We start from the raw sequence: 24,796 nt of genomic DNA, 5'->3' as shown, positions 1-24,796 counted from the left end.
TTTTAAACAACAAATGTATGTCAGGGCATTTTAGCGGTAAAACAAAAGAGGCGAAGGAGTTGGAAGAGGATGTGAAAGAGAAGAAAGTCCTTTTCCTGACAGCGTTTGCCAGCACTTCAAAGGGGTATAGATTTACGACCCTTTCTGATAATGGCAGTAAAATAGTTACGACAATTGATATGGTCTATTTAATCGGCACCGAAGTTTACGACCAATTAAACGCCTTTATTTCAGCTTTGAACATGTTCATTGAGCCGAAGGCGACGTTTCACGCTCGAAAGTTTGAGGTGAAGAAAACGGACGGTATGCAAATGATTTACATCGAGGGTACTGCACCCGTTGGCGTTCTTACAGCCGATGTGAAGGTTGACACCTTCTTTGATTACGAGTCCACCAAGGATATGCTGCGGGAAACCCCTGAAGACAAGGCCATTTTTGAACGCACTGAACAACAGAACAAAGTGTATCGAAAATTTGAAGAATTCAGCGAGTTTTTCAGGGGTAATTTTTTGGAGTACTCTGGACTTGCCGTTTCCAATCAGCTCGGCATTTTTGATAATTAATTTTCTACCCAACCTAAAGCCCCTGATTCAGTATCAGGGGCTGAATTTTTAACCATTATGAACCTTCACCCTTCAGATATAACCCTTAAAGACCTTTTTTGCGGATGCGGAGGTAGTACCACCGGAGCTGTTAATGTTCCGGGTGTGCGCGTGAAATACGCCATGAATCACTGGAAACTGGCCGTAGAATCGCACAACACCAACCACCCAGATACTTTTCACGATTGCGCGGATATTTCAGAAACACATCCCGCCAGGTACGAAAGAACTACGGGCCTGATTGGTTCGCCAGAGTGTACCAATCACTCGGGAGCCAAAGGCAAACGACGCAAGAACCTGAACCAAGGCGAATTATTTCAAAACAAAGCCATTGACCATTCGGCCATCAAATCAAGGGCCACGATGTGGGACATTGTACGATTTGCTGAGATACACCGATACGAATTTGTTATTACTGAGAATGTTGTGGAGGTGCGTGATTGGGTATTGTTTGAGCCGTGGCTAAAAGCTATGCATTCATTGGGGTATGTTCACAAGTGCGTATTTCTGAACGCTATGTTTGCCCACGGGGAAAATATTAAAGGTTTTGCACCGCAAAGCCGCGACCGCATCTACATCGTTTTTTGGAAAAAGGGAAATAAAGCCCCTGATTTGGAAATACGGCCGCTTGCACCCTGCCCGCGCTGCGGAGTAAAAGAAACATACCAAAGCTGGAAGAACGGACGAATTGCCGGTAAATTCAAAACGCAGTATGTCTTTCGTTGTTCGGGATGCAATGAGGTGGTAATGCCATTTTATTACGCTGCGCTTAACGCCATTGATTTCAGTATTCCAATGGTCAAAATAGGTGAACGCCATTTGAACAAAATGCCGCCACTTTGCGACAAAACCCGCCAACGCATTGAATATGGCCTTGGTAAATTTGGTTTACGTCCAACCATCATTGACCAAAGAAACCCTTCTGGCTCCGTGCGGGCCCGAATCCGAACCGCTGACGATTCTCCGATGAATACGCAGTCGACGGGGTATAGTAGCTATTTGTTTTCACCTTTTTTGGTGGATACCTCCTTTGCTCATTCCAAAAGTGATCGTACTTATGGTCCCAATGACGTAATGCCAACGCTGACCACTCAGCAGAGCCTTACGCTGGTAGCTCCTTCGGCCATTCTGACCATGCGTGGCAACAGAACACTGGACGCCATGACTGACCCAATAAGTACACAGGTTGCCGCAGGAATTCAGAATTGGCTAGTTTCTTCCAAGCCCTTTTTGACTCCATACCACGGTAACGCTCAGGCGGCTCAACTCACTGACCCGACGTACACCATTCCCACCAAGGATAGTTTAAGCCTGGTTGAGACTCACAATCAACCAAGCGTTGATGATTGTTATTTCAGGATGCTCCAGCCTTCCGAAACGGCATTGGCGCAAGGGTTTCCGAAAGATTACATCATTTTGGGGAATAAGGAAGATAGGCAAAAGCAAATTGGTAACGCCAACCCGCCGCCCACTATGGAATTGTTAGTGGCGAGATGCGTTGCGAGTCTTGTATAATCAATCAACTTCAATAATTATAATTATGGATTTTTCCCCAAAACTAAAGCGGGTCATGGCCCAAATCAAAGACATTCTTCAAAAGGAAGATTTGGGCGGGATGGTGGTTTTACATACACCTGGGTATAGCGAATATCTGTTAAACCTAACACCCTCATATTCTTGCCTGAAAGTCGAAAAAGACCAAATCAGAGTACTTTCTAAACTGACCGATTATGACGGTGACCAAAAGCAACAGATACAGCATCAAGCTAACACGGCCAATATGCTTTCGCTGATTACCGAAACGGCAGTTAATCAAACGAGGGTGTTGATGCAAGTCTCCAACGCAGTAGACGTGGTCGTAGGTGCCGAGCATGGTAAGTTAAGGCATCGCCCGCATGGTGGTAAAGGGCCTAAATTTTCGGACAATTAATATGAAAAATCCAAACGTAGGAGATTTGCCCATTATGTCTGCCCATTGTAAAATGTGCCCATTTAAACCCCAAGGACGCGGTATATATGATGCGGAATTGGCAAGTACAGTAACACAAAGGACGCTTTTTAAAGCGCAGCAAATTTGCCACGGCACCGAAGGAAAGACCCGCCTGCCAACCCACCGCTGCAAAGGTTCTTTTGAATACAATGCCCAAATCTATGAGCGATTGGGTATGCCTGATTTGGTAGAAATGCTTAAAAACAGCCACATACAAAAAGGGGTACAACAATAATATCGTTAACAATTAAGCCTCATACAATGAATACATTAATCAAAGACCTGACCGACTGGACCCGTCAACACGGTGGCCATGAAAAAAGAAGCTATTTAGGGCTTTCACAGTTGCACAAAAGCGAAGATGATTTGCTCAGTGAACTCATCAACGGAACGCCAGACATTGACGATGATAGCGTATTATTGTTGTCGATGGGGTATGTGATAGAAAATGACATCAGGCGAAGACTTCAAGGCATTGGGGTGGCAATTCCTGATACCCAAAAGGAAATCGTAGCCCATTATGATGCAAGGGTCAGAGGCCATATTGACGGTTTAACGTGTATGCCTCAGCAGATTTACGAAATCAAGTCGACCAAACAGGAGAAACTGGATTACATAATCCAATCCAATAAGCTCCCCACCAAAGACTTTATGCAGATACAAGCGTATTTGCATCATGGGAAATACAAAAGCTGTCTGGTATTGTACGTTGCCCGAGACACTGGTAAGTTTTGGATGAAGGAGTTATGGTACATACCCGCCATTGGCCGACAAATTGAAGAGAAAGCCAGACGTGTTTTACAAGTGTATGACATGATGAAAAATGACGCATTAATAATTTTAAAATAAAGATTAATAATATTATTAATATTGTCAAGGCTATTATTATATTTGTGTGTCGGTTGAACGTTTGGGAGGTAGGAGCCTCAAACGCCCAACGAAACATGGCGCACAATGCCATTTTAGCCCGTTTAACAGCTCCTACCTGTTACGGGCTTTTTTTCTTATATGACGACATGGAAGTGATAATTAGATACCGATATGCAACCAAACTACATTGATATAATCAGGTGGTATTGGGATGAAGTGCCCGAAATGGAAGGATTCAAGGCTGACTACACCGCTTTGTTCTTTTCGTTGCTGGATTCGATTAATCGCAATGACTGGAAAGAAACCGAGATTGAATTTGACCGAATCATGTATAAGTGTCCGATAAACAAACGAACGTATCTCGAAGGGCGAAAGTGGTTACATAATAACCAGATTATTGCAGTAAAAGAAGGGCGTGGTGATTATGCAAAAGCAAGGTTTGCGGTACATGATGCGGTGTTAAGTGAAGTGCAAAAACGCACCGCAAAGCGCACCGCAAAACGCACCGCACCCAATACCGCAAATGATACTGCATCCAACACTGCAATTGCACCGCACCCAACACCGCATTTTGCACCCAATAATAATAAACCTATAAAACCCTTAAAACCTATAAACCTTAATAAACCATCATCATCATTAGAGGGCGATGGTGATGATGGTAATGATGTAATAAATGATGGCGAAAACAATAATAAAAATTGGATTGAAAGGGAAAGAAAAGAAATGGAAACCATCATTAATGCTCCCGAAATAATCCCCCCAAAAGTTCCGGCAAAAGCCCCCCCATACATGTGGGATGATGTGTTTGAAGAGCTTTACTGTCAGGCGTTTTTTGAGAGGGTATTCTTTCAAACCAAAACCAGATACGCTGGGAAGTCGCCCCAAGAAATTTTAGATTTTATCAAAGAGCAAATCAAGGGGTTTCGACACATTTTCTACGACGAATACCCAGAAGGTATTGAATCCTTCAAAAGAGCAAAAGACTTTTTTATCAACTGGCTGTCGGCTGGGCTCCGAAAGGGAATGTTTGACGACGCCAAATCCCCAAGCAATCATGGAAATTCAAACCAATCCCAAAAATCAACTTTCGAAGACGTCCTCCGGGTCGTTAATGAAAATTATTTCGGAAAGCCCGAATAGCACCAAGCTTGCCGCCATTTCAAATTACCAAAAAAGCCTAACTGTTCGTGCGGCTATGACAGCCGATGAGAACCAAATCAGTTTTTATCGCCGTGAAAACAGGCCTTTGATTGTCGGTGCAATTGCCGTGTTGCTGACCGAAGCCAATAATACGATGAATGTCCAACGGGCACCATCCCCGATTCAAATCTCCATGATGGCCGAAGAAATTGTGGAGAATTGGTGGATGCTCAGGCTCGACGAAGTGGCCTATGCACTTAGGCAGGGAGCGGCTGGTATGTATGGTACCGCTTATGGGAAGTTTGACAAACAAACCCTGATTGAATGGTTGAAAACATACGATACTGAAGAGCGATTGGCGCAAGTAGAATGGGTAAACGCTCAGCAAAAAAAGCAATTTGAGGCCGAAGAAAAAGAAACAAGTAGCGTTACGGATGGCTATCGTCGTTTACAGGAAACGTATCAAAAAACAGGGAAAGATGCACTTTCTCAGCAAGATAAAGAGCGTACCAAGGATAGGGAAAAAGCGCGATGGCAAGAAGATAAATTCCTAAAATGGCAGGCTGGGTATTACGCTCAAAAGCAACTCAACGAAGAACAACAAAATCAGCAAGAAACCATTTAAGCCAACCAAAAACATGATTTTCGACAAAAACACCGTACCCCAAAGGCTTAGTATTTCCAACACAAAGCCAATTATCACCTTCACGGACAAAGGAGAAATACGATTCAATGTCCATTCACGCGAACTGTTCAAAGTCAAAGACCGGGTTTACTTTCGGTTTCAAGTGATTGATGGGATGCTGCATTGTATTGCAGGAAATCACCCAAACGCATTTCATGTAAAAGCCAACGGGTCTACGCATATTACCCACGGGCCATTGGTTCGAAATATTATCAAAGCCATGAACCTAAAAGTGGAAAAGGTATCATTTGAAGTCCTACCCGCCCTAGAAAAGCGTAACGAAGGGTTTTTGCAGTACCCATTAACTATTTTCAATACACAACCATAACAAATCAAAAATGAAAAATTTCAAAGTAAGTAGAATTATTACCCATGACACCACATTTCACGCAGATGAAGTGTTTGCCGTAGCATTATTGAAAATCTGTGGTTTCCACGAAGTACCAGTGATTCGTACACGCAGAAAGGAAATACTGGAGGATGCGTTGTTGGACCCAACCGCATTTGTGATTGATGTCGGCGGCTCATACAATCCCGGTATGCTCAATTTTGACCATCATCAAGACACGTCTTTGCCATCCGCTGCGGGGCTTATCTGGAAAATGATGAATTATTGTTTCCATGACGACTTGATACCGCATTTTGACGCGTTTTTTGCCGCCATTGATGCGGTCGACACCAACCGTGACAATATTTATGAATTGTTGCACACATTGCCTGAGGGCTTCCGGAATGCATCAAGCATCATTTCTGGCTTCAATCGTGATGTCACTGACCCTCAAGAACAAAAGGAGCAATTTAATGACGCTGTGAATGTGGCAATGATGATTCTGCAAAATGAGCATCATTCGGCAATTGAGCATGTACGCTCGGAAAAAGAATACGCGGATAGAGAAATTTTACCCAACGGCGTAGCGGTGTTCAAAACCTTCAATACTATTTGGAAAAAGAAAGATGACCACACGTTTGCGGTGATGCCCCATGCCAATGGCTGGCAAATACAAAGCCGTGATACCGCATTGGCCGTAGTGCCCGAAAACGTATCTGAGTGTGAAGGCTTTATTTTCCGTCACGGTTCTGGTTTCATGGCCACGGTGAAAGATTTTGAAGTGGCGGTGGAGTTTGCAAGGAGTATTCTAACTGAAGACCCTGAGCTTCCTTTCAATTATTAATCTCCTATGAAACACAACCTCTCCCAAATGGCCGCTAATTTTCAAAAGAAAATTATTGACCTGTCATGTTTGCAACCCTCAGAGTGCCATTGCGAAATGTGCCAGCAAATGTGCCATACCGCCCCGTGCATCGGAACACCTTTTGACATGTTTTTGATTCAAGAAAGGCCAGATTTTCGAGATAAAGTTGCCATTACCATGAATGTAGCCGCCACCCGCCTCGGGTTGCCTCCGATTTTGATGATTGCCCCATCGTATAAAAAGGAAAAGGGACATTGTGCATTTTTTGAAAATGGCAAATGTGTTTTGCACGAGATTGGCTTAAAACCCACCGAAGGCAAGTTGGCTAGTTGTAAAAACGAACCAAGCATCACAAAAGCCACTAGGCTAATCATGGAATCGTGGCTTCCCTTACAGATGGATTTGGCTCCCGTATTTTTTAATAATATTTAACCTTTATGCCAATCATCATGAATCTACCACCATACGCCAAACCCATCACTTTGGACGAACAAATTGCCATCGTTGAAAGGGAAGTTAGAATGAGAGAATCCGTTTACCCAAAATGGTGCTCAGGTCCTAACCCTAAAATGAAGCCCGAAGAGGCGGCATTTCAGCTTGAAGGTATGAGGGCTGTTTTAAAGCAACTCAGGGCGCTGAAATCAAAAGAAGGGATTCAAACAAACCTGTTTGGAGAATGAAAAATCGGTATTATTTCAGTACACGTTCTCCAGAATATTTCTTGGAAAAGTTGAAGTCACTGGGTTTGAAAGGAGAAATTATTGGCCATCAACCCGGAAGCTTTATTGTTACCGAAATTGAGGTGTATTGTACTGAAGAGGAAATGAAACAGATATGAAACGCATTCAAAGAAAACGCACTAAAGGCTATAGAATTCCCGAAAATGCCGTTTCCATCACGCGCCCAGGGCAATGGGGAAACCCAGTAAAACTGGTAGGCGACATGATCTACATTGATGCAAGTCACCGACGTGCCGTGATGGATAAATGGGTGTGCTTGTGCCACGGAACGCCCGAGGATGTTGTTGACATTTACCGTTATCTAGTAGGTATGACCGACGAAATCCGTGACGATATAAAAGGCAACTTTGACATTGACACCCACCAAGAAATGTTTGCCAAAAAAGATTTCACACCGTTAATAGGTAAAGATTTAGCCTGTTTTTGCCCTTTGGGTGCTCCGTGCCACGGCGATGTTCTAATTCAAAAATTAATACAATTGATAGTGACATGAATGTCTATATCAAAAACAATCAACCTACAAGAATCGTTGTTCTGGTTTTTCCTTACCGCTCACCACAATATAGTTTCCAAATATTGCAGCATAAGGTGGTTTGATAACTACTCCTGAAAGTCCCCATCGGAAGTCCAATTCATCTACATATTACCCCTCGAAGTCAGCCGTTCTGTTCGCTCGAACTCCGCACTTTATGTAGTTAATAGTAGACGCCTTCCATCTGTTTTAAAGCATTCTTGCTAAGTTGATGCTTAGCTCAATTCAAGTCACACACGTTTTCAGGCTTGGCGAATGTGGTGATTTTCACCACAAATGTTGATGCGGAGAACCAAACTTTGATTAACCACAAATGTGTCTGCGGAGCACTGAACCGCCACTTTTGCCAAACCCGTGTTATGCACCGTTTTTCTTCTCATTCTAATGGTTTCCAAGTTTCGTCTCGTTGTTCGTCCTTTGTCGCTTGTCTTACATCTTTAATCATCTCTCTTTCGCAAGCACCAAACTCAATAAAATTTCTTTGTCCTTGTCTAAGTGAAACTTTGTTTGCTCCATCTTCATAATTCGGGTCATCAAGTTGAATTGGGTCGTCTTCCCAAAAACAAACTTCGCATATGTCGTAATGTCCGTTTGGTTGTTCTGCGAATGTCTTGTAACCACAACAAGGGCAAGCAAATTTTTCAGTTACCATATTTTCCACCAAGGTTTTTTGTTCTCAAATGAATAGTAACTTCCACCTGTCAAAGTTCTTGTATCAAGGTCATACTTAAACTCAACCCATTCGTCCGCATCGTGCGTAGGATTAAATGCAAGTCCAGATACCAAATTATTTTCAACCTTAATTTCAGCCAATCCGTACCACGAAATTCTTTCTGTTTCCCAATGTGTTCCATCTGGCTCAATAATTGTCAAGTCGGTTTGATCTTGCAATACAAGTCTATCTTTATTTGATTTAAAAATGCAAGAATAGCCAACTCCGAAAACTTCAATAGGCTTTGTGTCGTCTGGATTCATTAAGTAACATGTTCCACAAGCAACCACCAACAAGTTTTGAGTTTTTTCAAATTCTATAATTTCCTTTAAATCTGTCCAACCTGGTTGAAAGTTTGCTACCCATGCTGCTCCGTCAGTTTTATAGAAACTAACAACAAACCCTTCGGAATAAAATGGTTCTCCATTGTCTGTTACAGGAACATACATTGGTCCGTAAGTCGGCAAAGAGTTTAATATTTCGTATCTTTTTTCTGTCGTCACTTTGATTGGTATAGGGTCGTCCTAAAATGGTGCATAACGTTTACTGGCTTTGCGTTCGGGCGGGTTTCGGAGCACAAAGGTTCAATTTATTACTAAAGTTTATTAGAAGCATAAAGCCCCAAGTTTACACGTCAGCCCGCCTGACGCAAAACCCGTGTTATGCGGTCGTGCTTTCTTCTGTATTGTTTGTCCAACAGTCAATATTCAGGTGAATTCCACTTTGTCCAAGTCTTACCATTTCTTGAGGATGAAATTCCATTCCACATTGTTGGTCATATTCATAGAGCTTCCAAAATAGAATTTTATCTCTTGTCACACCTAGTTTTTCAAGGTCAGCAAATTTCGGTTCTAAAATGTCAAGGAAATTATTGATAAAATCAAAGTATGGGTCTGTTTCAGTTTCTGTCACCATATACATCCAAGTACTATATCTGTCCTTCGAAGTCTTGTCCTTTTCACTTTCTGTTGGCTGAAGTCCTAATAAATCTGTCACACTATTATAAGTTTCAGCATTATTGTCAGTGTCTATAAATAATTGATAGTACTTCATTTTATTGTGTTTGTCTTAGCATGCCGCATAACGGTTTGGGTATTGCCGCAGTGGGGGATTTTTAGCACAAATGTTCAATAGATGCACTGTCGTTCGTTTACGCACAAAAGTTTCATAGAAGCACTTCACCCCCCATTGCGGCAATACCTTGTTATAGCCAGTTTTTATTCTAAGAATGTCACTTTTCCGCTGTCCATATCATAAACACCACCGATGATTTTGATTTGTCCGTTATCTTCCATCTCTTTTAGAATTGAGCTTTTTGTACGGATTTGCTCAATGGTGTGTTTTACATTGCTTTCGCATACTTGATGCACAAATTCAGGATTGCTTGAAGTTCTGTCGCCTTCATATTTTACCATGTCAACTGCTGGTCTGATTTTAGAAAGCATTGCAGTAATGTTTCCAAGTTTAACATCATCAATTGCCGATTTAACTGCTCCGCAATGTTCGTGTCCAAGAACTAAAATTACTTTTGCTCCTGCAACTTTACAACCAAATTCCATACTACCTAATAGGTCTTCATTTACAAAATTACCAGCTACACGCCCCACAAAAATGTCACCAATACCCCTGTCAAAAACATCTTCAACTGGAACTCTACTATCAAGGCAGGAGAGAACAACTGCTTTTGGAAATTGTCCCATAGCACTTTTTCTTACTTGTGCAGAATGGTCTCTGGCAGTTAGCTCATTCTTAATAAACCTTTCATTTCCTTCTTTGAAGGTCTGGATAATTTGGTCAGGTGTTAGTGCGTCTCTTCGTTCTTTAGTTAGAACTTCTTGTACTAAGCCCTTAGGTTGCTCTACAACTGTTTTGTTTTCAGTTGTTTCTTTCTGTTGAGAGTTATTACAAGCCGTCAAAGAGGCAATAATAACAGTAGCGATGATGAAATTTGTTTTTAACATTTTTTCTTGTTTTACTGATTTGCCTACTTTGTAAAATGGTGTTCGGCTTTTCCATTTGCTTTTAAAAATTTACGAACGTTATCACGTTTAACTGGTTTCTTGACATACTATTTGTTGTTTGGTTCATTACCCCAATTTCGGTTCTTACAAATTTTGAAAACCTATACCCAATTCCACCATAAAGTCGGTTTCTGTCGAAATAAGTTTGTTCTGTGTTCACAAAAATCTCGTTGTAAAGTGAAATGTAAACAGTTTTATCTTCCATTTGTTTGCGATTGAGAGCGACATTAGCAGATAAAAAGTACCGAAGTCTTAGTCTAAAGTCGTCTTCAAAAAACCTTTGCTCGAAACGATACCTATGTTGAAGCGAAAATCTTCCAAAACTCTGTCTTGTGATAAACTGTTGGTAAATTCGATGTTCATTAAAATTGGTTTTGTCATCTGTGCCAGATATGTATGGTTCACTATAGATAAAAGCGTACCCTAAATGAATGTTATTGTTATTTTCAGTAAGATTATATCCTAAACCTGTGCGAAGAAGCAACTGTTCGGTGTCACCTATGAAATTGAAATTACGATACTGTACTTCGTGGTGCCAGTTAAATCGGTTGTTCAATTTTTTGTCTCCGAAATAGATTAACCAGTTGCCAAAGTCGCTCTGTTGAGCAAACAAGGTAAAAGGTGTCAAGGTCAAAAGGATTAAAATTTTCTTCATTGTATGTCGGTCTTTTAAAATTGGCTATAACATCTGTATATACGCAATACTTCGTAAAGCACACCAATATAGTGTATATACGAATTAAGAACAAGTCCATTTGTTGCCAAAAACTAGAAAAAATCTTCCCATGGAAAAGCACACAGCCAAACCGCCATCAATCCAAGCCGTGAAAGTTTGCGTAGACCCTCAATGTTGGGAAGTAGCTCACAATTTCCCAAAAGGGGTTATTCACTGCCGAAGCTGTGGCGGTCGCATGATTGGACTTGATAAGGAGACCTATCAAAAGGAATACATCCTTTCGCCTCATCAATTTGACTACTCGAAAGACGAAGATGAGGATTGCAGGGTAAACCCATACGAAATTGGGTATAAACACACTTGAAAATCCGAATCGAGTCAATTGAGTCTTTTTTAACCAATTGAGGGCCGAAAACAGGGGGAAATAACACTGAATTTTTGGAAAAACAGCCCCCTTTTTTTTACCGAAGAACGCAAAAGCTGATTTTTTGTAAAACAATTTAAACTGTCGGGAGTTTATTTTTTTCGGTAAGTCCTGAAGGATACTATACCGTAATTACCGTTTTACAAAGCACTGCTTTACCCTAACTCAGAAAATGATGAATATCAAAACACTCCTTTTACAGGACAGTCCATCCTGTATGCACCCCATTGACGAAATGATTGAAGAACCCGGTTACGAAGTATTACGGGTTAAGGCTTCGGCCTCCGATGAGCTCCTCAGCTATATTTTTACGCTTCAGCCCGATCTGATTATCTGCGAAGCATCCTACAGTAAACTTATCCTGAAGGCTGAGCAAAGAATTAAAAAGAAAATTCCCATTGTGTTTATCAGTACGGCCGAGACTGAGGCCGTGAAAGTACCGCCGCTCAATCGCCCCACGGCTTATCTCACGCAGCCATTTACGAGTGGAGTTTTGCTGGCAACGATTCAACTACTGCTCTGAACGCACTTTCATATGAATAAAAAATAAAATTAAACAAATCATTATTTTAATTTTATTTGCCAATTTTGGTATCTTAGAATTTAGCAATCAAGATTTTTTATTATAACGTTGAGTAATCTTTGTAACCCTGCGCAGCTCTGCAGTGCAGGGTTCTTTTTTTTCGTCGGTTTTCACCCCATCAGAAAGAATAGCTCTAACAGAATTTTATACCCATAGGCTAATAGATTTATATTACAATTCAACTCACTTTATTATATTTGAGTTTTATGCTCTTGTATGCCACTGCAACCGATTTACCACAATGTAAGGCCATATAAAAAAGCCTACTTTCAATGCTTCCCGATAGTGAATCATAATGCTGCAACCTATAAGGCTACCATCTTCAAATCACATAGAGGGTTAAAGGTGGAGACGGACAGTAAGTTTTTGCAAAATGAATTAGCTTACAATTCTGCGCCATGGCGTCGCGAGAAAGAAGTATTGGATGCCCTACAAACCTTGAAATTCATTCCTGTGCCTACTTTTTACAATCCCGCCGTGAGCTTTGACCTTTGGGAAATAAAAAAGTTGGGCGTTAGTAAAGAGTGGTTGGATTTACAGTTTAGCCATTTGAGATACCGAAAGTTTGATATTACAGGCAGGTTTGCGGACCATACACCTGTTATTGAAGAAATTAGCGCAATGGATGAAGAAAGCGCTATTGGCCTGTTTTATTATAAGTACCGAAAGTATAATGTTGATGTGATAATGGTTAGAGAGGTTTAGGTTTAAATAGGAAGGGCCTTAAAAAAAAGAAAGCTGGCCGTGTTTGCCAACTTTCGGTTCTTCTTTGACTTCGCTCTCATTGGCGGTTCGTCTATTTTCCCAATATCGAAACTGAACGCTTTGTTCTTTGTTGATGGGTACCAGGTGGGGAATGCCGATGGTGTGAATGTGTGGATTGACACGATAACCAAACCGCCAATCCTCGGGATTCAAACTGTTCATGCAAACCGCCTCCCCTTCACAACCATGCAATGCCATGTTTATCGCGGTCATTTTTGTGCAAATGCTGTCAATGTCGGCACCAAAGGTGTAATTGCCCGGGAAATAAGCGTGGTATGATATGAGCATTCGTCCGCTGCCCGAGCAACAATCCTGAATCCTTTCTTTGGCCGCAACCTTCCCTCCCGTTATTTGGGTCATCAAGGTCACTAAACTTGGTGGCGTGAAGAACTGCCCAAGCCTACTTGCTTTACTACTTGACGAAACGATTTCGTAAAACTCTCCAAGTACATCATACCATTGATTCATTTCAAGTTGTTTTTTATGTACGAATAGCCATTCATTGAATAACTGGCCGAAGATTGGGTATTCTTTGTCGTATTTCTTTTGTAGATGCAAGGCCAACTCTTTGTCACCTTCCCACGAAAAGCAGGCTGTTACGTAGTCGACAAAATCACAATAAACGTCTGAATAACTGTGTCGATACGAGATTTTTTCAAAAAGGCTATTGAATACCCTCAGCGATGGGGGTACATCGGTAGTTTTAGGCATGACATTGGGTTTTTGATTGGAAGTATTGATTAAGTAATTCTTGGGCATCAGCTTGATTTTGCTTCACGTCGATGCCGAGCCCTTTGTAAAAATTGGCTTTGGAAGCATCATTGCATTCGTGAGCGATTTGCAAAACGCGTTGTTGGTCCTTATTGAAATCAATTCTGAAATCTTTGGCGATTCTCAAAGCTGTGATGGTATCATTGTTGGCAATGGCGTTGAGTAATTCTTCTTTCTTGGTTATCATTAATTTTCATGTTTAATTTACTATAAAATTAATAATTAAGAGCCAATTATTAATAATATTATTAATGTTATTTCAAAACCATGAAATTGTAATGGCGAAAGGGTTATCAAAATTTGAACTGACCCAACGGCTAAAGAAAATCACGGATTTGCACTTACAAGGCAAGGACGTGGAAGAAATAGCGAAACAAGTGGGTGTTTCTGCAAGTCAAGTGTATTATGACCTTGCGAAACAGAAAAAACGGTGGCAAGAATCTATTCAATACAACACTGATTTGGTCATGGCAGAAACATTGGCCGAGTTGGATGTATTGAAGAAAACGTACTGGATGGCTTGGGAACGTTCAAAATCTCCCATGCAAACAAAGAGCCGAAAGGTTAGCCAGAAAGCCGACAAAGCAAACGGCAAATCCAAAAAAAGCGAGGATGATGCAGAAAAACAAACCGCGCAAAGTGTGGAGATGCGGGAAGAAACCCGAGAAAAAGAAGGTAACGCCTCTTTTTTGAAAGGGATAGAATGGTGCCTTAACTTCCGGGTTGAGCTGATGGGCCTCAAAAAAATCAACATCGACTTGGTGGGAGATGTTGAAGTCGAAATTGAGGCTTAATGGGAGCGCCGAATATTACTCCGAAAATTGCCGCCAAAAAGCGGAAAGTAAAAATCAAGTTCTCGCCTTTGGTGGGGTATCAACGTAAAATCGTTGATTCTCCCGTACGTTTTACCATCACCGAGGCGTCAACTAAAGTGGGTAAAACTTACAGTCATATTGTGTGGCTGATTACGTTGGCGGCATTGGAAGGCAAAGACGGTCGAAATTACTGGTGGATTGCGCCCGTGTATTCCCAATCAGAAATTGCCTATAACCGTTTGAAACGGTATTTGGCACCATTGGGCAATTTGGCACGGTTCAATTCTCAAAAAATGACCATTACCCTTTGGAACAAAGCGGTGATATGGTTTAAATCTGCTGACTCCCCTGATTCATTGTACGGTGAGGATGTGTACGGGGCGGTTTTTGACGAATTCACCCGCGCCAAAAAAGAAGCCTATTATGCTTTGCGCTCAACGATCACCAAAACAAAGGCGAAGGTTAAATTCATCGGCAACAAAACCCACCCCGAACACTGGGGTACGAAATTGGCCGAAGATGCCGAGAAAGGTCTGCTAGGTAATGATTGGGCGTATTTCAAAATAGATGCTTACGAAGCTGCGTCACAGGGCATCATTGACATTGAAGAAATCGAAAAAGCCCGCCGAGAATTGCCTGAAGACATTTTCATGTCTTTGTACCTGGTACAATGGATTTTGCTCAATGGCAATCCTTACTTCCGTCACTTTGACAAAAAGGTGATGGTGGATTCGCCAGAAAACCCAATTCAATACGACAAACGATACCCTGTATATTTCTCCTTTGACTTCAACAAACGCAACACGTGTTTGGTGTTGCAAAAAATCAATGGTCGCATTTACGTCATTGAGGAATATTACATGTTGGGCGGTCACGGGGAGGATTTAGAGGAGCTGATAAAGATTTTGTGCATGAAGTACGGAAGAAATCAAATATTCTGTACGGGTGATGCTTCGGGAAACAATGCATCAGCACTGACTACGGGCAATGCTTCAGCTTGGATGTTGATTGACAGCTATTTCAAAAAATACAAAGCGGCTTGGGTGAATTTTGACCGTGTACCTACCTACAATTTGGGCACCGAAACCAGCCGTATGATTGTGAATGCATTGTTGAAATATTATCACGGCAATTTTGTCGTGTCCTACAAATGCACCACGCTTTTGTCTGACATCAACCGTATGTCGGTGCTTAATGACGGAAAACTCAACAAAAAAGAGTGTGATGAGAATGATTTCGGCCACGTTGGGGACTGCCTACGCTATGCCATGACGGGTTTTGAGTACGACACTTTCACCAAATTAGGTTACGATTTAGCTTAACATGGCACACTTAATTAGCATTATGGTATTTCTCATTTACGGAAGCCTGTTTCTGAAAATGTACGCTGTTTACCTAAACAAGGCTCAAAAAGCACAAGCCAAAGCCGACCGATTGAAGGATTTTAAGGATATGAACAAAGATTGGGTGTCCAAAAAGACTTTGAAACGATATGTAAACGAAAATATGAACTGAGATGAAAAAAGAGATTACAAAATTTGATTCCTGTTTTTTTTCTAACCGTTGGAAACAAAAGCGATATGCCAGACAATGCAACTGGGTAATTTTTGGTTTCAGCACTGGCTTTTCAGGACCCCATGATTTTTATTACAGACTTTCTTTCTTTGGAATAGAAGTTACATTCTGGTTTAAAAGGGAGTTTGTAGATTGAAACGGTTGAAGCATTAATTATTAACTAATTAATAAATAATTAATAATATTATTAACTTTGTTAAATATTTTAAACCAAACCTTCTATTCATGCCTACCGTAACTCCTTTTGATGGCCTTGTCAACTTAAAGCCAGTCGATAACGGCACTACCTATGTGGTCAATGATTTGACGGGTCTCACCCCTTCTTTGATTGATGGATTGAAACGAAGCGGTGATTTAGAAACCACGACGGAACTATGGACACGTACCAAATCCAATGCCTACGAACGCCTTAAAATGGATTTTGAATTGGAGTTGTCTGAGAAACGGGATTTTCGACACGAAATGGCCGAGACTCTCCCACCCGTTCCCGATGCAGAAAACGCTTTTGAATCTTACACGGATTTTATCGGTGGGGTTTTAGAGATGCGTTACAACAAACACACCATCGTTGAATTCAATGAATTAATCATTTGGGCCGAAGATGAGGGAACGTGCGTGGTGGCCCTCTATGACAAAATGATACTGAAAGAACTGTATCGGTCGGCGAACATCAATATAACGCCAGGCATCAACCGCATTGATTTAACTCAAATCATCGGCTCAAAAAAGGTGGCATTGTTCGGTATGGAATTGTTTGTGGGTCTTAAAACTACCGTACGCCTTCGCCCAATGGAATGCAATTTGGGCTTTGGTGGTCCTGTTTGTGATGTGGCGGGCATTTATTCATACAAAGTAGATTTGGATAAAGGCGGTTTAGTGTATGCTGATTTTGTCAAAACTTCTACGGAGTGGCCAGTTCATGTGGGTATTAAAATCGTTGGGGATGTTGACGATCTGATGACGGTACACAAAACGAAGTTGGCCTCAGCCTTCAGGTATTTATGTGGTCATTTGCTGATTGTGGAGCGTTTGAAGTCCGAAAACTTCAATGCGTTCACCAATACGCTGGAAGAGCAAATGAAAGAGCTGCGTGATGATTACCATAAACAGTACAAATCTCAGCTGATTAAGGCAATCAAGACGATTTATACCACCACCGATGATTCACAGGTGCAAGGTATTAACACTGAGCACCAAGGCGGGTTCTTTACGGGGTCTTACGTGTAAAAACTGAGCAACATGACAGTCGACGAGCTTATCAACGAATTATTCGCAATCAAGCAAGCCTCAAATGTAGGTGGTAACATGGAGGTTCAAGTCAAACTTGATGGGTCCATATTTGTTGGCCCAATTGAGATTGATAAAGTCATTTGCAGTGACAAAGAAGCGTCAGTAGCATTTTTGGTCTCTAAAAAGCCATTGGTCAAAGAGTTAAATCTTAAAAAGTAGCGCATGTTCACCATCCATTCCAACCTTTCCCAAGTCTGCATCCAACTGAAAGCGCGCATTGAGAAAGCGGAACGCAATATTTCTAACAATCTCATTGAGGCCGCAGCGGATGGTATGGTGGCGGTAGCGCATCGCATTCAGCAGGAAGGGAAAAACTCTGACGGGACGGTGATGAGAACCAAAAGCCCACGCTCGATTGGTGCCTATTCACGTGCTTATGCTCAGTACACAAGGCTAAAAAAAGGCAGACAGACCGAGCGTATGGATTTCACGATGGAAGGTGATTTGATGAGAAATTACAACATCATCCGTTCGGAGGCCCGAGAGGTGGTTGTTGGTTTTTTGGATTTGGGCATGGCCGAAATTGCGGGTTATCTGGAGGCTTATTTTGGCGGGGCATGGTATTTAAGCCGTGAAGAACAAAAGCTGATTGCTGACAAATTGACTAGACAGTTTCAACAGGATTTACGATGAACATTGTAAGTAAAACGATTCGTGCCAAAGTGCATTTGAGAAGCACCATAGACGGACATATCATCATTGATGGTGTGATTCCTAAAGAAAATGCCAAAGAACTGTTCGGCAAAAACGATGTCGAATGCATTATTCAATTGTCTATGATGGTTCTGGACCAAAATGTAGAGATAGAAAACGAGCCGAGTTTAGGAGGATTTAGCGTTCGTGTACACCCATTTATTTGATAACTGCATGAAAATGAAAGGTAAGTTAAAAAAGTTTAAATGGCCCCAACGGGTTAAAGTTACCGCTGACAACATTGAACAACATAGAGATTATTTGGGTGAATTATATCCCTATCTCAAAGCTTTGTTTGAAAGACGTGAGCCAATAAAAGAGTTTGATTTTTGTTGGAATCCATTTGAGAAAGGCCAATTTTATTTATACTCAATGAAATGACCAGCCTAAAACTAGAAGACATCAAGCCCGAAAAATACGGCAAACTGTGGCGTTTTACTTACAGTGAAAAAGTTAAAAACGTTGATTTTGAATATACTATTTGGGGAAAGACCGAAAAAGACTGCTTGGAAAAATGCATCAAATTCTTTGAACTTAAAACCCATGACCTTAACCGCACAAATCGCCAAAATTGACGATGTAATCAATAAATCAATTACCCGTCGATGTGACCCACCTCAAATAAAATGCGTTCATCATGGGCGAGTGAGTGCGATTTATTCCCAACAGGAAAAACGCTTCATGTTGATTGATAGCAACCTTAAAAAGGTCACCATTGAAAGCACAACTTTTGATTTTCAAGGGGCCCACATTTTGGACAGCGGAAGTCCAATCACTAAAACCCAATACGGAGAATTTGAATCAAACACTTATCGGCTAAACCTCGTGTACATAGGGGTGAGTAGGGTTCAGACCGATTATGTCAAGGTGCTTCAATGCATGGAAAAAATACCCATGCTTGGGATTGTGTCATTTGTGACCAATTCAGAACAAGTTATCAGGGATGATTGGCGAACGCTCGTTGGTGATGAGCGCAATTATATTCCAACCCTTTTTGGGTTTCGCATCAATTATACATTGCAAATCAACCATTTAGACGAATTGTTGTAACCCTCCAATAACCAATAGTATGAATTCAGAATTTAAAAAAGCACTGGATGCGGGACTCGTTGAACCCGTCATGTTCAATGGTGAACATTTTGAAGTGGATGGCGTGAAGTTTTACCAGTTTGTGGATGGCGGCACCAAAATGACCGCTGCACGTTTTTACGCCATGGCCGATTTACAACGTGACCATGATGAGTTGAAATTAGATGGGCCTACCCTTGATACCGCCATTTCGGTCATTGATGAAGCATTGACCAAATGCATGACCATGACAAATGATGCCAATATGCAAGCGGTTTTGATGACGGCCAAACTTCATGCAAACAATGTGCGTCAACGTCGGAAGTATGACATGAGCGTAGAGCGCACTTATGATAACGCCACTGCTTTTCATTTTGCGGATGATGAAAACCCATTGTTGTTTGATGCTGGGAAAGCCATGAGAAACAAGCAATTGTGGATGAAAAACCCGAATGCATTGGATTTTTTTTTAACTCAACCAATCGGGCGTGTAGTAAACTGGCAAATGCTGTACGACTCCGAAGGCCTGAACTTTTTGAGAAGTCAGTTGATGTTGGAGTTGTCGATTTTGGAACAAACCCTACACGACACCGCACTTCTCGGGTTGACGACCGTTACGAGTTCCACTTTAAAATCACGAAAGGAGACCCTCAACGCATTGATTACCTCATTAACCGACCGCTTGAGGATTATCTTGCCTTCGTTGGCACCTACTACGCCGAACAAAAAGAACTTGCCGAGCGCGCCCAAGAAGAGGCGCAAAAAGAAAAAGTAAAGGCCATTCAAACTAGAAGGAACAAATAACCAATTGATACAAAGACTTCAATTATGTCAGAAAAAATAATTGACCAAAACGAAGAAATGTTGGACATGGCCTTAGAGTTGATGGCTTTATCGACCAAAACCGACAATCCTTACGTACAAAAATTACTGGAAAACTTTTCGGTGGGCATCAAAGAAATGGAATCTGATTGTTTTCAATACCCATTTTTAGAGCCAGTACCGATTGACAATGCCGATTTTACTTACAAAGGCAATGGTGATGATGTCATTGATTTGCATTGTAAAACCGTCGATGGCGCTCGGGTGAGTGTATGGCGTTGCAATAATTTCTGGTTTCGTTGGAGGTTTTTGACCGATGGGATGATTGCATTGTCATTGTATGGCATACCGCCCCCATTGATACTCCGAATGGACCCGCATGAGATGGGTTTTAATATCGCTGAATAAAAATAGGTAAAGTAGAAAAGGTTAGGGTTAATTGAAAATCAAAGAGGGGCGTCAATTGATGCCCCTCTTTTTTAATAATATACTTAAAATTATATTTTTTTTGGGTTGCTCTTCGGTGTTTTTAAGCAATTACTTCAAAAAATACAATTGTTTATTACTCATCCTGAAACCTTAAGAGAGGTAGCGGTATCACAACTAAAATCATTATCGACAAGTAAAGATGCAGAGCATCTACTAGCAGAGGGTCCAAATAAGAAAAAAGAACCAAAAACGTCTTTTGATGAAACATTAAAAGGGCTTCTTAACGTGCCGCCACCTAAGAAGGAAGAAAAGTAAATAAACAAAAAGCCCCTGATTAATCAGGGGCTTTTTGTTTATAAAATACAAATTTTAGTGTCTTTTAATGATACTTGACACTTGGGCTTTTTCTTGAATTTTTGAATAAATCTGAGAGGTGTTTTTTCGTTGACCATGCACAATGGTCTTTATTAAGTCACGCTCCCTGGATAATCCTGAGTTACTTGGAAGGGATTCAGAGCCCTTATTTAGTTCCTTCAATTGGTTGAGCGTTTTCATTTTCTTGTGTATTTAGCGGTTGGTTTTTGTGGTTATTTTCTTCTACAATCGGTACTTGAGGTTCAACAGTTGTGTGTTTATCTGGTTCAGCAAAAATGTTAGACAAGGCAAATATAGAAGTTTTGTTTGTTTGCCTTCTAACTAAATGTAACAAATTTTGTTCCAGAATAATCTCATCATCATTAACAAATCTCACATTGATGGTATCTTTGAATATAGCTCTTGCCTCTTCGTAATCAATAACGAAGCCATGCGACGAATAGTCTCCAATCAGCCTTCTAAGTACATTACTACCATCTTTTTCCCTTAAAAGTCTACTTCCGTAATCATCAGCAATTCTTATCGCCCTATTTACTTCGCCTAATTTTAAGGGGTCAATTTGAGCAGAAATAGGCGAAATAATACCAATAGCAAGTTTAGAAGATATTTCTGCTGCAGTTCGAGTGGATATAGTAAAACCGCTTTTTCGCTTTAGACTCATAAAATTTTGCTCAAAAGACTCATAAAGCCTTTCGTTTAATGCAATAAGACTTTGAAGATAACTGAGTCCCGATGTATTTGTTAGTTCGTCATCTTTTGTTAATTGAATGTCTAGGGGGCCAAATTCCCCAAAATCGGACATAATAATTTCGTTTGCGCCAAGCGCCATTAAAGTACCAGTGCTCTTACAGCTTCCAAAAACATATAAATAAAACTCTTTATATGCTCTCTGAATATATCTAACAATTCTAAAGCCCGCATCGGGGTCTCCACCGTAAGTAGTTAACAATAATGAGCAATTTTGCGCACTTGTTTTTGTTTTTTTTATTTCATTGATTAAATCATCAGCAGAACTATCGGTAATGTCACTACTAAGTAAGTAAATATCGGTATCTCTATCCTTAGAAATCTTGTTTACAATCAACTTTAATTCGGTCATATTCATTATTTTACAAATTATGTATATGTTTTAATAAGCCAAAAAAAGTATAATTTTACTTAATGACACCAAAAAGTTATCAAACGGTATCTGTGCGGTACTGTATGAGGTGCAAAAATGCACCGCACTTTACACCGCACAATGCACCGCATAGCGCACTGCAACCGATACCGCACCCAACACCGCATTTTGCACCCATTATATATATAAACCTTTAAAACCTTATAAACCCTTAAAACCTTATGATGACTACGTCATCATCATAGGATGTTGTTGTTGATTTTTGAGGTTTTGCATTTAAAATTGTTGTGTTTTGAAATGCACCTCCCCAGTTGCGCGGCACCCCTCCAAAAAGGGATAAATAACTATTGGGGAGCTTTAGCTTTTACGAGGCACTCAAACTCTTTTCTTAATTGCAGTGCGTCTGTTACATCAATTTCATAATCATCAGCTCTTATGCGAAATCCATCAATGATTTCTTCTTGAAACATTTTTACTTCTTTTGCGTCAAGAGGTATAGCGGTAAAAGCCGAAAACGGAATCTCCGATTTGGTTACCTCTACGTTTATTGTGTAATCTTTGCGTACTATTCTCCGATTGCCAAGGAAAAGTATGACAAAATCTGTCATCGGCGGATAGGGGTTTTCAGATTTAACGCTCAACGCCACTGAGTACGTTGTTATCCCTTTATTGATGGTTTTAACAAAAAACATCTTATTGTCTTCTCCTTTTTCGTTTTTTCTTGGAGTAAAGAGCCTATAGAGATCGTCATATTTATCATAAGTGTATCTTATTGACTTTTCACAATCAATTTGCCCAAATGCCGAAAGAGTTGAAATTGCAACAAAGAGAATCGATAGACAAGCGTTCATTTTAGTGTTTTTTGCAAGTTTAAAAAATTTACATCCCAGTCTCAAAAAAAATATTATTTATAAATTATTAATAATATTATTAATATTGTTTTATATTTGTGCCATAAAAATATTTTTACTCGGGTATTTGTTTTTTAAAAATTAGTCATGCACATTTGCATTGACCAATTTTCACAACAGCGGCGAAAGCTGCCTCCGACGACGTGTCGAGGCTTTTTTGTTGCCTTACATTTCAAATGATACCCTTGAGCGGTGTCGTTGCTTTTCCGTAATCCGTAAAATCGGGTTGCCCTGTTGTGGGATTGGTCGCGGAAATTGCTTCGGCACCGCTTTTTGTTTTGCTATCAAGGTGATAGGTTTATATAAATTCACTGCATTTAAAAGACCAAAAAACAACAATGCAAGAATTAATTAAAGTAACTGTTGCCCATAGTGGGGAGCAGACTGTTTCTGCAAGAGAACTTTGGGGGTTCTTAGAAGTAAAAACCGCTTTCAGTCATTGGTGTAGTCGAATGTTTGAGTATGGTTTTGAGGAGAATAGAGACTTTATGTCAATTTTGACAGAAAGTACAGGGGGTAGGCCATCTATAGACTACGCCCTAACTCTTGACACTGCAAAGGAGATTGCAATGCTTCAGCGCTCCGACAAAGGTAAACAGGCCCGTCAGTACTTCATTGAATGTGAAAAGCAACTTCGGCAACAAGTAAAACCATTGACGCAATCGGAATTAATTCTTCAATCTGCCCAGGCGTTGGTAGATCATGAAAGACGACTGACCACGATGGAACAGGATGTACAACAATTGAAAGCGGTACATGACAGTGCACTGGCACAACTCTCCTACCTGCCGATGTCGGATGATGAAATGCCCGAAGAAACCACACGGGCCAAAGTAACCCGACTGGTTAATACGTATTGCCGAACGATGGCTGTGGCTCAACAGGAGGTATGGAATCACATTTACGAAAAGATGTATTATGTGTACCGGGTGTCGATTAAATCTTACAAAAAGCAGCGAACAAACGAAACATGGGTTGAAGTGGCCGAGCGATGCGGTCATATTGACAAAATGTTTACGATTATTTCGGATTTGGTAAAAAAATCAGAACCTCTTACTCCATCACAAAAATGAGCGATACAGTAAAAATCACCGTATCGCAAGGCGAAGAGGTGGTATTGGAAGCGACCAAAGATAGTTTGAAAGTAGAATGGTCAAAAATACCCTATGAAGAACTGAACTTGCTGTGGCAACAGGTGGGCAGAACACTACGGGTGGAGCGCCAAAGAGCTTATTATCGGAAAGGGGGTGAATCATGTTAGTGCATGACAATGTTTTTGACGAACTCCCAGTGGAGTTGAAGGATATAGTTGATAATTACAATGCTCAGGAAATTATTGAATTCTTTGAGGATTTTGAATTGTACATTGAAACCATGGGTTTCAAACAGGACTTAAACAGAGAGTTTTGGCTTAAACAGCATCACATATTTTTCTTGTTTAAGCGCGCGGTTCGTGTGTTGGGTGAATTGGAGGCCATCGGTTGCTAGAAAAAAACAAATTATCAATACAATAAATACCGTAACAGCGGACTTTTGCTTGTTCGGGAATTCGTTAAAAGTTGGGGGGCCATAGCAATATGGCTCCCTTTGTTTTTAATAATATACCATAAAGACAAATATACCGTTTGATAAATAATTTGTTGCACGAGTGGTATTTGACATGATTTTTGATAGGCAAAAAAATTGGCAAGCCTAAACCATTGCCCTACACATACCATGACAAATAATATGAAAAACCTTCCCCATGACGTGCAAGAGTTGTTTGACAATTACACAGCCAAAGAAATCATTGAGATGTTTGAGTGTTTGGACCTTTTTTTGGTCAATCAGGGCATGAAAGAATCCATTACAGAACAATTTGGGGTACGTTATGATTTTACATTTTTTCTTTTAAAAAGGGCCATTAGAGCCTTAGAACCTCCAAAAATCGTTAAGTCAACTGAAAATTGAAATCTGGGCCTCAGCAATGAGGCTTTTTTATACCCGATTTT

At 40.7% G+C, this 24,796-nt stretch carries 42 protein-coding genes; 32 read left to right on the top strand and 10 right to left on the bottom strand.

The annotated features are described in order from the left end of the window. Positions 1 to 17: 17 nt before the first annotated feature. The 12 genes from NCI00_RS20675 (at position 18) to NCI00_RS20620 (ending at position 7,716) form a co-directional block, all read left to right on the top strand. Complete coding sequence (locus NCI00_RS20675) at positions 18 to 563, top strand: hypothetical protein (protein WP_253530771.1); 546 nt, start codon at positions 18 to 20, stop codon at positions 561 to 563. 57 nt (positions 564 to 620) lie between these two features. Next, on the top strand, positions 621 to 2,117 hold the full coding sequence (locus NCI00_RS20670; RefSeq protein ID WP_253530769.1) for a DNA cytosine methyltransferase: 1,497 nt from the start codon (positions 621 to 623) through the stop codon (positions 2,115 to 2,117). A 25-nt stretch (positions 2,118 to 2,142) separates the two neighbouring features. Then, positions 2,143 to 2,532, top strand: a complete 390-nt coding sequence (locus NCI00_RS20665) for a hypothetical protein (protein WP_253530767.1) — start codon at positions 2,143 to 2,145, stop codon at positions 2,530 to 2,532. A gap of 1 nt (position 2,533) precedes the next feature. Beyond that, the gene (locus NCI00_RS20660; protein WP_253530766.1) at positions 2,534 to 2,827 is read left to right on the top strand and encodes a hypothetical protein; all 294 of its coding nucleotides are present in this window, start codon (positions 2,534 to 2,536) and stop codon (positions 2,825 to 2,827) included. Positions 2,828 to 2,853: 26 nt separating this feature from the next. After that, the gene (locus NCI00_RS20655; RefSeq protein ID WP_253530764.1) at positions 2,854 to 3,441 is read left to right on the top strand and encodes a hypothetical protein; all 588 of its coding nucleotides are present in this window, start codon (positions 2,854 to 2,856) and stop codon (positions 3,439 to 3,441) included. Between the two features lie 192 nt (positions 3,442 to 3,633). Next, complete coding sequence (locus NCI00_RS20650; protein WP_253530762.1) at positions 3,634 to 4,605, top strand: hypothetical protein; 972 nt, start codon at positions 3,634 to 3,636, stop codon at positions 4,603 to 4,605. Further along, positions 4,577 to 5,230, top strand: a complete 654-nt coding sequence (locus tag NCI00_RS20645; protein ID WP_253530760.1) for a hypothetical protein — start codon at positions 4,577 to 4,579, stop codon at positions 5,228 to 5,230. The genes NCI00_RS20650 and NCI00_RS20645 overlap by 29 nt, the downstream gene beginning before the upstream one ends. A 13-nt stretch (positions 5,231 to 5,243) precedes the next feature. Further along, entirely contained in the window at positions 5,244 to 5,618 is a 375-nt protein-coding gene (locus NCI00_RS20640) for a hypothetical protein (protein WP_253530758.1), read from the top strand. Between the two features lie 10 nt (positions 5,619 to 5,628). Then, entirely contained in the window at positions 5,629 to 6,462 is an 834-nt protein-coding gene (locus NCI00_RS20635) for an MYG1 family protein (RefSeq protein WP_253530756.1), read from the top strand. Between the two features lie 6 nt (positions 6,463 to 6,468). Then, positions 6,469 to 6,915, top strand: coding sequence for a hypothetical protein (locus NCI00_RS20630; RefSeq protein WP_253530754.1), 447 nt, complete (start codon positions 6,469 to 6,471; stop codon positions 6,913 to 6,915). A 17-nt stretch (positions 6,916 to 6,932) separates the two neighbouring features. Next, on the top strand, positions 6,933 to 7,163 hold the full coding sequence (locus NCI00_RS20625; RefSeq protein ID WP_253530751.1) for a hypothetical protein: 231 nt from the start codon (positions 6,933 to 6,935) through the stop codon (positions 7,161 to 7,163). 154 nt (positions 7,164 to 7,317) lie between these two features. After that, positions 7,318 to 7,716: a DUF4326 domain-containing protein gene (locus NCI00_RS20620; RefSeq protein ID WP_253530748.1), complete on the top strand. Its 399-nt coding sequence runs from the start codon at positions 7,318 to 7,320 to the stop codon at positions 7,714 to 7,716. Positions 7,717 to 7,997: 281 nt separating this feature from the next. On the opposite strand, the gene NCI00_RS20615 is transcribed toward NCI00_RS20620, so the two are convergent. From NCI00_RS20615 to NCI00_RS20590, 6 genes are all read right to left on the bottom strand, one after another. Then, on the bottom strand, positions 7,998 to 8,135 hold the full coding sequence (locus NCI00_RS20615) for a hypothetical protein (protein WP_253530746.1): 138 nt from the start codon (positions 8,133 to 8,135) through the stop codon (positions 7,998 to 8,000). Beyond that, the gene (locus NCI00_RS20610; protein WP_253530744.1) at positions 8,132 to 8,407 is read right to left on the bottom strand and encodes a CPCC family cysteine-rich protein; all 276 of its coding nucleotides are present in this window, start codon (positions 8,405 to 8,407) and stop codon (positions 8,132 to 8,134) included. Before NCI00_RS20610 ends, NCI00_RS20615 begins: the two co-directional genes overlap by 4 nt. Further along, positions 8,401 to 8,970 carry a hypothetical protein gene (locus tag NCI00_RS20605; RefSeq protein ID WP_253530743.1) on the bottom strand — a complete coding sequence of 190 codons (570 nt, stop codon included), beginning with the start codon at positions 8,968 to 8,970 and terminating at the stop codon, positions 8,401 to 8,403. The genes NCI00_RS20610 and NCI00_RS20605 overlap by 7 nt, the downstream gene beginning before the upstream one ends. A 157-nt stretch (positions 8,971 to 9,127) precedes the next feature. Continuing rightward, a complete protein-coding gene (locus NCI00_RS20600; RefSeq protein WP_253530742.1) occupies positions 9,128 to 9,520 on the bottom strand; it encodes a DUF4279 domain-containing protein in 393 nt (130 codons plus the stop codon). A 164-nt stretch (positions 9,521 to 9,684) separates the two neighbouring features. Then, the gene (locus tag NCI00_RS20595) at positions 9,685 to 10,428 is read right to left on the bottom strand and encodes a carbonic anhydrase family protein (protein ID WP_253530741.1); all 744 of its coding nucleotides are present in this window, start codon (positions 10,426 to 10,428) and stop codon (positions 9,685 to 9,687) included. Between the two features lie 61 nt (positions 10,429 to 10,489). Continuing rightward, positions 10,490 to 11,143, bottom strand: a complete 654-nt coding sequence (locus NCI00_RS20590) for a DUF2490 domain-containing protein (protein ID WP_253530740.1) — start codon at positions 11,141 to 11,143, stop codon at positions 10,490 to 10,492. Between the two features lie 130 nt (positions 11,144 to 11,273). Here NCI00_RS20590 and NCI00_RS20585 point away from each other — a divergent pair, with 130 nt between their 5' ends. From NCI00_RS20585 to NCI00_RS20575, 3 genes are all read left to right on the top strand, one after another. Then, complete coding sequence (locus tag NCI00_RS20585; protein WP_253530739.1) at positions 11,274 to 11,528, top strand: hypothetical protein; 255 nt, start codon at positions 11,274 to 11,276, stop codon at positions 11,526 to 11,528. Between the two features lie 232 nt (positions 11,529 to 11,760). After that, on the top strand, positions 11,761 to 12,111 hold the full coding sequence (locus tag NCI00_RS20580; protein ID WP_253530737.1) for a response regulator: 351 nt from the start codon (positions 11,761 to 11,763) through the stop codon (positions 12,109 to 12,111). Between the two features lie 345 nt (positions 12,112 to 12,456). Continuing rightward, the gene (locus NCI00_RS20575) at positions 12,457 to 12,876 is read left to right on the top strand and encodes a hypothetical protein (RefSeq protein WP_253530735.1); all 420 of its coding nucleotides are present in this window, start codon (positions 12,457 to 12,459) and stop codon (positions 12,874 to 12,876) included. Between the two features lie 18 nt (positions 12,877 to 12,894). Here NCI00_RS20575 and NCI00_RS20570 read toward each other — a convergent pair whose 3' ends face one another. Beyond that, on the bottom strand, positions 12,895 to 13,647 hold the full coding sequence (locus NCI00_RS20570; protein ID WP_253530733.1) for an N-6 DNA methylase: 753 nt from the start codon (positions 13,645 to 13,647) through the stop codon (positions 12,895 to 12,897). Continuing rightward, positions 13,640 to 13,894 carry a hypothetical protein gene (locus NCI00_RS20565; RefSeq protein ID WP_253530730.1) on the bottom strand — a complete coding sequence of 85 codons (255 nt, stop codon included), beginning with the start codon at positions 13,892 to 13,894 and terminating at the stop codon, positions 13,640 to 13,642. Before NCI00_RS20565 ends, NCI00_RS20570 begins: the two co-directional genes overlap by 8 nt. Positions 13,895 to 13,985: 91 nt before the next feature. On the opposite strand from NCI00_RS20565, the gene NCI00_RS20560 reads away from it, so the two are divergent. The 13 genes from NCI00_RS20560 (at position 13,986) to NCI00_RS20500 (ending at position 20,714) form a co-directional block, all read left to right on the top strand. Next, a complete protein-coding gene (locus tag NCI00_RS20560; RefSeq protein ID WP_253530727.1) occupies positions 13,986 to 14,501 on the top strand; it encodes a hypothetical protein in 516 nt (171 codons plus the stop codon). Then, complete coding sequence (locus tag NCI00_RS20555) at positions 14,501 to 15,844, top strand: terminase large subunit domain-containing protein (protein WP_253530724.1); 1,344 nt, start codon at positions 14,501 to 14,503, stop codon at positions 15,842 to 15,844. The genes NCI00_RS20560 and NCI00_RS20555 overlap by 1 nt, the downstream gene beginning before the upstream one ends. Before the next feature lies 1 nt (position 15,845). Continuing rightward, positions 15,846 to 16,037, top strand: coding sequence for a hypothetical protein (locus tag NCI00_RS20550; RefSeq protein WP_253530721.1), 192 nt, complete (start codon positions 15,846 to 15,848; stop codon positions 16,035 to 16,037). A 285-nt stretch (positions 16,038 to 16,322) separates the two neighbouring features. Beyond that, the gene (locus tag NCI00_RS20545; protein WP_253530718.1) at positions 16,323 to 17,324 is read left to right on the top strand and encodes a hypothetical protein; all 1,002 of its coding nucleotides are present in this window, start codon (positions 16,323 to 16,325) and stop codon (positions 17,322 to 17,324) included. Positions 17,325 to 17,336: 12 nt separating this feature from the next. Next, entirely contained in the window at positions 17,337 to 17,546 is a 210-nt protein-coding gene (locus tag NCI00_RS20540; protein WP_253530715.1) for a hypothetical protein, read from the top strand. Between the two features lie 3 nt (positions 17,547 to 17,549). Beyond that, positions 17,550 to 18,020 (top strand): hypothetical protein, encoded by a 471-nt coding sequence (locus NCI00_RS20535; RefSeq protein ID WP_253530713.1) that lies wholly within the window; start codon positions 17,550 to 17,552, stop codon positions 18,018 to 18,020. Next, entirely contained in the window at positions 18,017 to 18,247 is a 231-nt protein-coding gene (locus tag NCI00_RS20530) for a hypothetical protein (protein WP_253530712.1), read from the top strand. Before NCI00_RS20535 ends, NCI00_RS20530 begins: the two co-directional genes overlap by 4 nt. A 13-nt stretch (positions 18,248 to 18,260) precedes the next feature. After that, positions 18,261 to 18,461: a hypothetical protein gene (locus NCI00_RS20525; RefSeq protein WP_253530711.1), complete on the top strand. Its 201-nt coding sequence runs from the start codon at positions 18,261 to 18,263 to the stop codon at positions 18,459 to 18,461. Continuing rightward, positions 18,458 to 18,655, top strand: a complete 198-nt coding sequence (locus tag NCI00_RS20520) for a hypothetical protein (RefSeq protein WP_253530710.1) — start codon at positions 18,458 to 18,460, stop codon at positions 18,653 to 18,655. Before NCI00_RS20525 ends, NCI00_RS20520 begins: the two co-directional genes overlap by 4 nt. Then, positions 18,624 to 19,130: a hypothetical protein gene (locus NCI00_RS20515; protein ID WP_253530709.1), complete on the top strand. Its 507-nt coding sequence runs from the start codon at positions 18,624 to 18,626 to the stop codon at positions 19,128 to 19,130. Before NCI00_RS20520 ends, NCI00_RS20515 begins: the two co-directional genes overlap by 32 nt. 19 nt (positions 19,131 to 19,149) lie before the next feature. After that, a complete protein-coding gene (locus NCI00_RS20510) occupies positions 19,150 to 19,923 on the top strand; it encodes a hypothetical protein (RefSeq protein WP_253530708.1) in 774 nt (257 codons plus the stop codon). 53 nt (positions 19,924 to 19,976) lie between these two features. Continuing rightward, positions 19,977 to 20,378, top strand: coding sequence for a hypothetical protein (locus tag NCI00_RS20505; protein ID WP_253530707.1), 402 nt, complete (start codon positions 19,977 to 19,979; stop codon positions 20,376 to 20,378). A 105-nt stretch (positions 20,379 to 20,483) separates the two neighbouring features. Beyond that, positions 20,484 to 20,714 (top strand): hypothetical protein, encoded by a 231-nt coding sequence (locus tag NCI00_RS20500; RefSeq protein ID WP_253530706.1) that lies wholly within the window; start codon positions 20,484 to 20,486, stop codon positions 20,712 to 20,714. A gap of 205 nt (positions 20,715 to 20,919) precedes the next feature. Here NCI00_RS20500 and NCI00_RS20495 read toward each other — a convergent pair whose 3' ends face one another. Together NCI00_RS20495 and NCI00_RS20490 are read right to left on the bottom strand one after the other, a co-directional pair. After that, positions 20,920 to 21,879: a Clp protease/crotonase-like domain-containing protein gene (locus NCI00_RS20495; RefSeq protein WP_253530704.1), complete on the bottom strand. Its 960-nt coding sequence runs from the start codon at positions 21,877 to 21,879 to the stop codon at positions 20,920 to 20,922. Between the two features lie 359 nt (positions 21,880 to 22,238). After that, positions 22,239 to 22,745 carry a hypothetical protein gene (locus NCI00_RS20490; protein WP_253530702.1) on the bottom strand — a complete coding sequence of 169 codons (507 nt, stop codon included), beginning with the start codon at positions 22,743 to 22,745 and terminating at the stop codon, positions 22,239 to 22,241. Positions 22,746 to 23,143: 398 nt separating this feature from the next. On the opposite strand from NCI00_RS20490, the gene NCI00_RS20485 reads away from it, so the two are divergent. The 4 genes from NCI00_RS20485 (at position 23,144) to NCI00_RS20470 (ending at position 24,755) form a co-directional block, all read left to right on the top strand. After that, positions 23,144 to 23,878: an antA/AntB antirepressor family protein gene (locus tag NCI00_RS20485; protein WP_253530700.1), complete on the top strand. Its 735-nt coding sequence runs from the start codon at positions 23,144 to 23,146 to the stop codon at positions 23,876 to 23,878. Further along, complete coding sequence (locus NCI00_RS20480; RefSeq protein ID WP_253530697.1) at positions 23,875 to 24,066, top strand: hypothetical protein; 192 nt, start codon at positions 23,875 to 23,877, stop codon at positions 24,064 to 24,066. Before NCI00_RS20485 ends, NCI00_RS20480 begins: the two co-directional genes overlap by 4 nt. Then, a complete protein-coding gene (locus tag NCI00_RS20475) occupies positions 24,060 to 24,293 on the top strand; it encodes a hypothetical protein (protein WP_253530695.1) in 234 nt (77 codons plus the stop codon). The genes NCI00_RS20480 and NCI00_RS20475 overlap by 7 nt, the downstream gene beginning before the upstream one ends. 240 nt (positions 24,294 to 24,533) lie before the next feature. Then, complete coding sequence (locus NCI00_RS20470) at positions 24,534 to 24,755, top strand: hypothetical protein (protein WP_253530693.1); 222 nt, start codon at positions 24,534 to 24,536, stop codon at positions 24,753 to 24,755. Positions 24,756 to 24,796: the final 41 nt, after the last annotated feature.

It is taken from the genome of Runella salmonicolor (genome assembly GCF_024158025.1).
GTDB lineage: Bacteria > Bacteroidota > Bacteroidia > Cytophagales > Spirosomataceae > Runella > Runella salmonicolor.
Note: the sequence above shows the minus strand (reverse complement) of the source record. Positions and strands in the feature narration are given on the sequence as shown.

Excerpts from the sequence above, each read along its gene's own strand:
- NCI00_RS20550 (WP_253530721.1), top strand. The coding sequence starts at position 15,846 with ATGGCACACTTAATTAGCATTATGGTATTTCTCATTTACGGAAGCCTG.
- NCI00_RS20515 (WP_253530709.1), top strand. The coding sequence starts at position 18,624 with ATGACCTTAACCGCACAAATCGCCAAAATTGACGATGTAATCAATAAA.
- NCI00_RS20570 (WP_253530733.1), bottom strand. The coding sequence starts at position 13,647 with ATGCCTAAAACTACCGATGTACCCCCATCGCTGAGGGTATTCAATAGC.
- NCI00_RS20625 (WP_253530751.1), top strand. The coding sequence starts at position 6,933 with ATGAATCTACCACCATACGCCAAACCCATCACTTTGGACGAACAAATT.
- NCI00_RS20665 (WP_253530767.1), top strand. The coding sequence starts at position 2,143 with ATGGATTTTTCCCCAAAACTAAAGCGGGTCATGGCCCAAATCAAAGAC.
- NCI00_RS20525 (WP_253530711.1), top strand. The coding sequence starts at position 18,261 with ATGAAAGGTAAGTTAAAAAAGTTTAAATGGCCCCAACGGGTTAAAGTT.
- NCI00_RS20480 (WP_253530697.1), top strand. The coding sequence starts at position 23,875 with ATGAGCGATACAGTAAAAATCACCGTATCGCAAGGCGAAGAGGTGGTA.
- NCI00_RS20580 (WP_253530737.1), top strand. The coding sequence starts at position 11,761 with ATGATGAATATCAAAACACTCCTTTTACAGGACAGTCCATCCTGTATG.
- NCI00_RS20635 (WP_253530756.1), top strand. The coding sequence starts at position 5,629 with ATGAAAAATTTCAAAGTAAGTAGAATTATTACCCATGACACCACATTT.
- NCI00_RS20590 (WP_253530740.1), bottom strand. The coding sequence starts at position 11,143 with ATGAAGAAAATTTTAATCCTTTTGACCTTGACACCTTTTACCTTGTTT.
- NCI00_RS20540 (WP_253530715.1), top strand. The coding sequence starts at position 17,337 with ATGACAGTCGACGAGCTTATCAACGAATTATTCGCAATCAAGCAAGCC.
- NCI00_RS20655 (WP_253530764.1), top strand. The coding sequence starts at position 2,854 with ATGAATACATTAATCAAAGACCTGACCGACTGGACCCGTCAACACGGT.
- NCI00_RS20640 (WP_253530758.1), top strand. The coding sequence starts at position 5,244 with ATGATTTTCGACAAAAACACCGTACCCCAAAGGCTTAGTATTTCCAAC.
- NCI00_RS20530 (WP_253530712.1), top strand. The coding sequence starts at position 18,017 with ATGAACATTGTAAGTAAAACGATTCGTGCCAAAGTGCATTTGAGAAGC.
- NCI00_RS20560 (WP_253530727.1), top strand. The coding sequence starts at position 13,986 with ATGGCGAAAGGGTTATCAAAATTTGAACTGACCCAACGGCTAAAGAAA.
- NCI00_RS20555 (WP_253530724.1), top strand. The coding sequence starts at position 14,501 with ATGGGAGCGCCGAATATTACTCCGAAAATTGCCGCCAAAAAGCGGAAA.
- NCI00_RS20490 (WP_253530702.1), bottom strand. The coding sequence starts at position 22,745 with ATGAACGCTTGTCTATCGATTCTCTTTGTTGCAATTTCAACTCTTTCG.
- NCI00_RS20585 (WP_253530739.1), top strand. The coding sequence starts at position 11,274 with ATGGAAAAGCACACAGCCAAACCGCCATCAATCCAAGCCGTGAAAGTT.
- NCI00_RS20545 (WP_253530718.1), top strand. The coding sequence starts at position 16,323 with ATGCCTACCGTAACTCCTTTTGATGGCCTTGTCAACTTAAAGCCAGTC.
- NCI00_RS20510 (WP_253530708.1), top strand. The coding sequence starts at position 19,150 with ATGAATTCAGAATTTAAAAAAGCACTGGATGCGGGACTCGTTGAACCC.
- NCI00_RS20495 (WP_253530704.1), bottom strand. The coding sequence starts at position 21,879 with ATGAATATGACCGAATTAAAGTTGATTGTAAACAAGATTTCTAAGGAT.
- NCI00_RS20485 (WP_253530700.1), top strand. The coding sequence starts at position 23,144 with ATGCAAGAATTAATTAAAGTAACTGTTGCCCATAGTGGGGAGCAGACT.
- NCI00_RS20600 (WP_253530742.1), bottom strand. The coding sequence starts at position 9,520 with ATGAAGTACTATCAATTATTTATAGACACTGACAATAATGCTGAAACT.
- NCI00_RS20475 (WP_253530695.1), top strand. The coding sequence starts at position 24,060 with ATGTTAGTGCATGACAATGTTTTTGACGAACTCCCAGTGGAGTTGAAG.
- NCI00_RS20610 (WP_253530744.1), bottom strand. The coding sequence starts at position 8,407 with ATGGTAACTGAAAAATTTGCTTGCCCTTGTTGTGGTTACAAGACATTC.
- NCI00_RS20620 (WP_253530748.1), top strand. The coding sequence starts at position 7,318 with ATGAAACGCATTCAAAGAAAACGCACTAAAGGCTATAGAATTCCCGAA.
- NCI00_RS20520 (WP_253530710.1), top strand. The coding sequence starts at position 18,458 with ATGACCAGCCTAAAACTAGAAGACATCAAGCCCGAAAAATACGGCAAA.
- NCI00_RS20615 (WP_253530746.1), bottom strand. The coding sequence starts at position 8,135 with ATGAGAAGAAAAACGGTGCATAACACGGGTTTGGCAAAAGTGGCGGTT.
- NCI00_RS20470 (WP_253530693.1), top strand. The coding sequence starts at position 24,534 with ATGAAAAACCTTCCCCATGACGTGCAAGAGTTGTTTGACAATTACACA.
- NCI00_RS20505 (WP_253530707.1), top strand. The coding sequence starts at position 19,977 with ATGTCAGAAAAAATAATTGACCAAAACGAAGAAATGTTGGACATGGCC.
- NCI00_RS20535 (WP_253530713.1), top strand. The coding sequence starts at position 17,550 with ATGTTCACCATCCATTCCAACCTTTCCCAAGTCTGCATCCAACTGAAA.
- NCI00_RS20565 (WP_253530730.1), bottom strand. The coding sequence starts at position 13,894 with ATGATAACCAAGAAAGAAGAATTACTCAACGCCATTGCCAACAATGAT.
- NCI00_RS20595 (WP_253530741.1), bottom strand. The coding sequence starts at position 10,428 with ATGTTAAAAACAAATTTCATCATCGCTACTGTTATTATTGCCTCTTTG.
- NCI00_RS20670 (WP_253530769.1), top strand. The coding sequence starts at position 621 with ATGAACCTTCACCCTTCAGATATAACCCTTAAAGACCTTTTTTGCGGA.
- NCI00_RS20660 (WP_253530766.1), top strand. The coding sequence starts at position 2,534 with ATGAAAAATCCAAACGTAGGAGATTTGCCCATTATGTCTGCCCATTGT.
- NCI00_RS20630 (WP_253530754.1), top strand. The coding sequence starts at position 6,469 with ATGAAACACAACCTCTCCCAAATGGCCGCTAATTTTCAAAAGAAAATT.
- NCI00_RS20675 (WP_253530771.1), top strand. The coding sequence starts at position 18 with ATGTCAGGGCATTTTAGCGGTAAAACAAAAGAGGCGAAGGAGTTGGAA.
- NCI00_RS20650 (WP_253530762.1), top strand. The coding sequence starts at position 3,634 with ATGCAACCAAACTACATTGATATAATCAGGTGGTATTGGGATGAAGTG.
- NCI00_RS20645 (WP_253530760.1), top strand. The coding sequence starts at position 4,577 with ATGAAAATTATTTCGGAAAGCCCGAATAGCACCAAGCTTGCCGCCATT.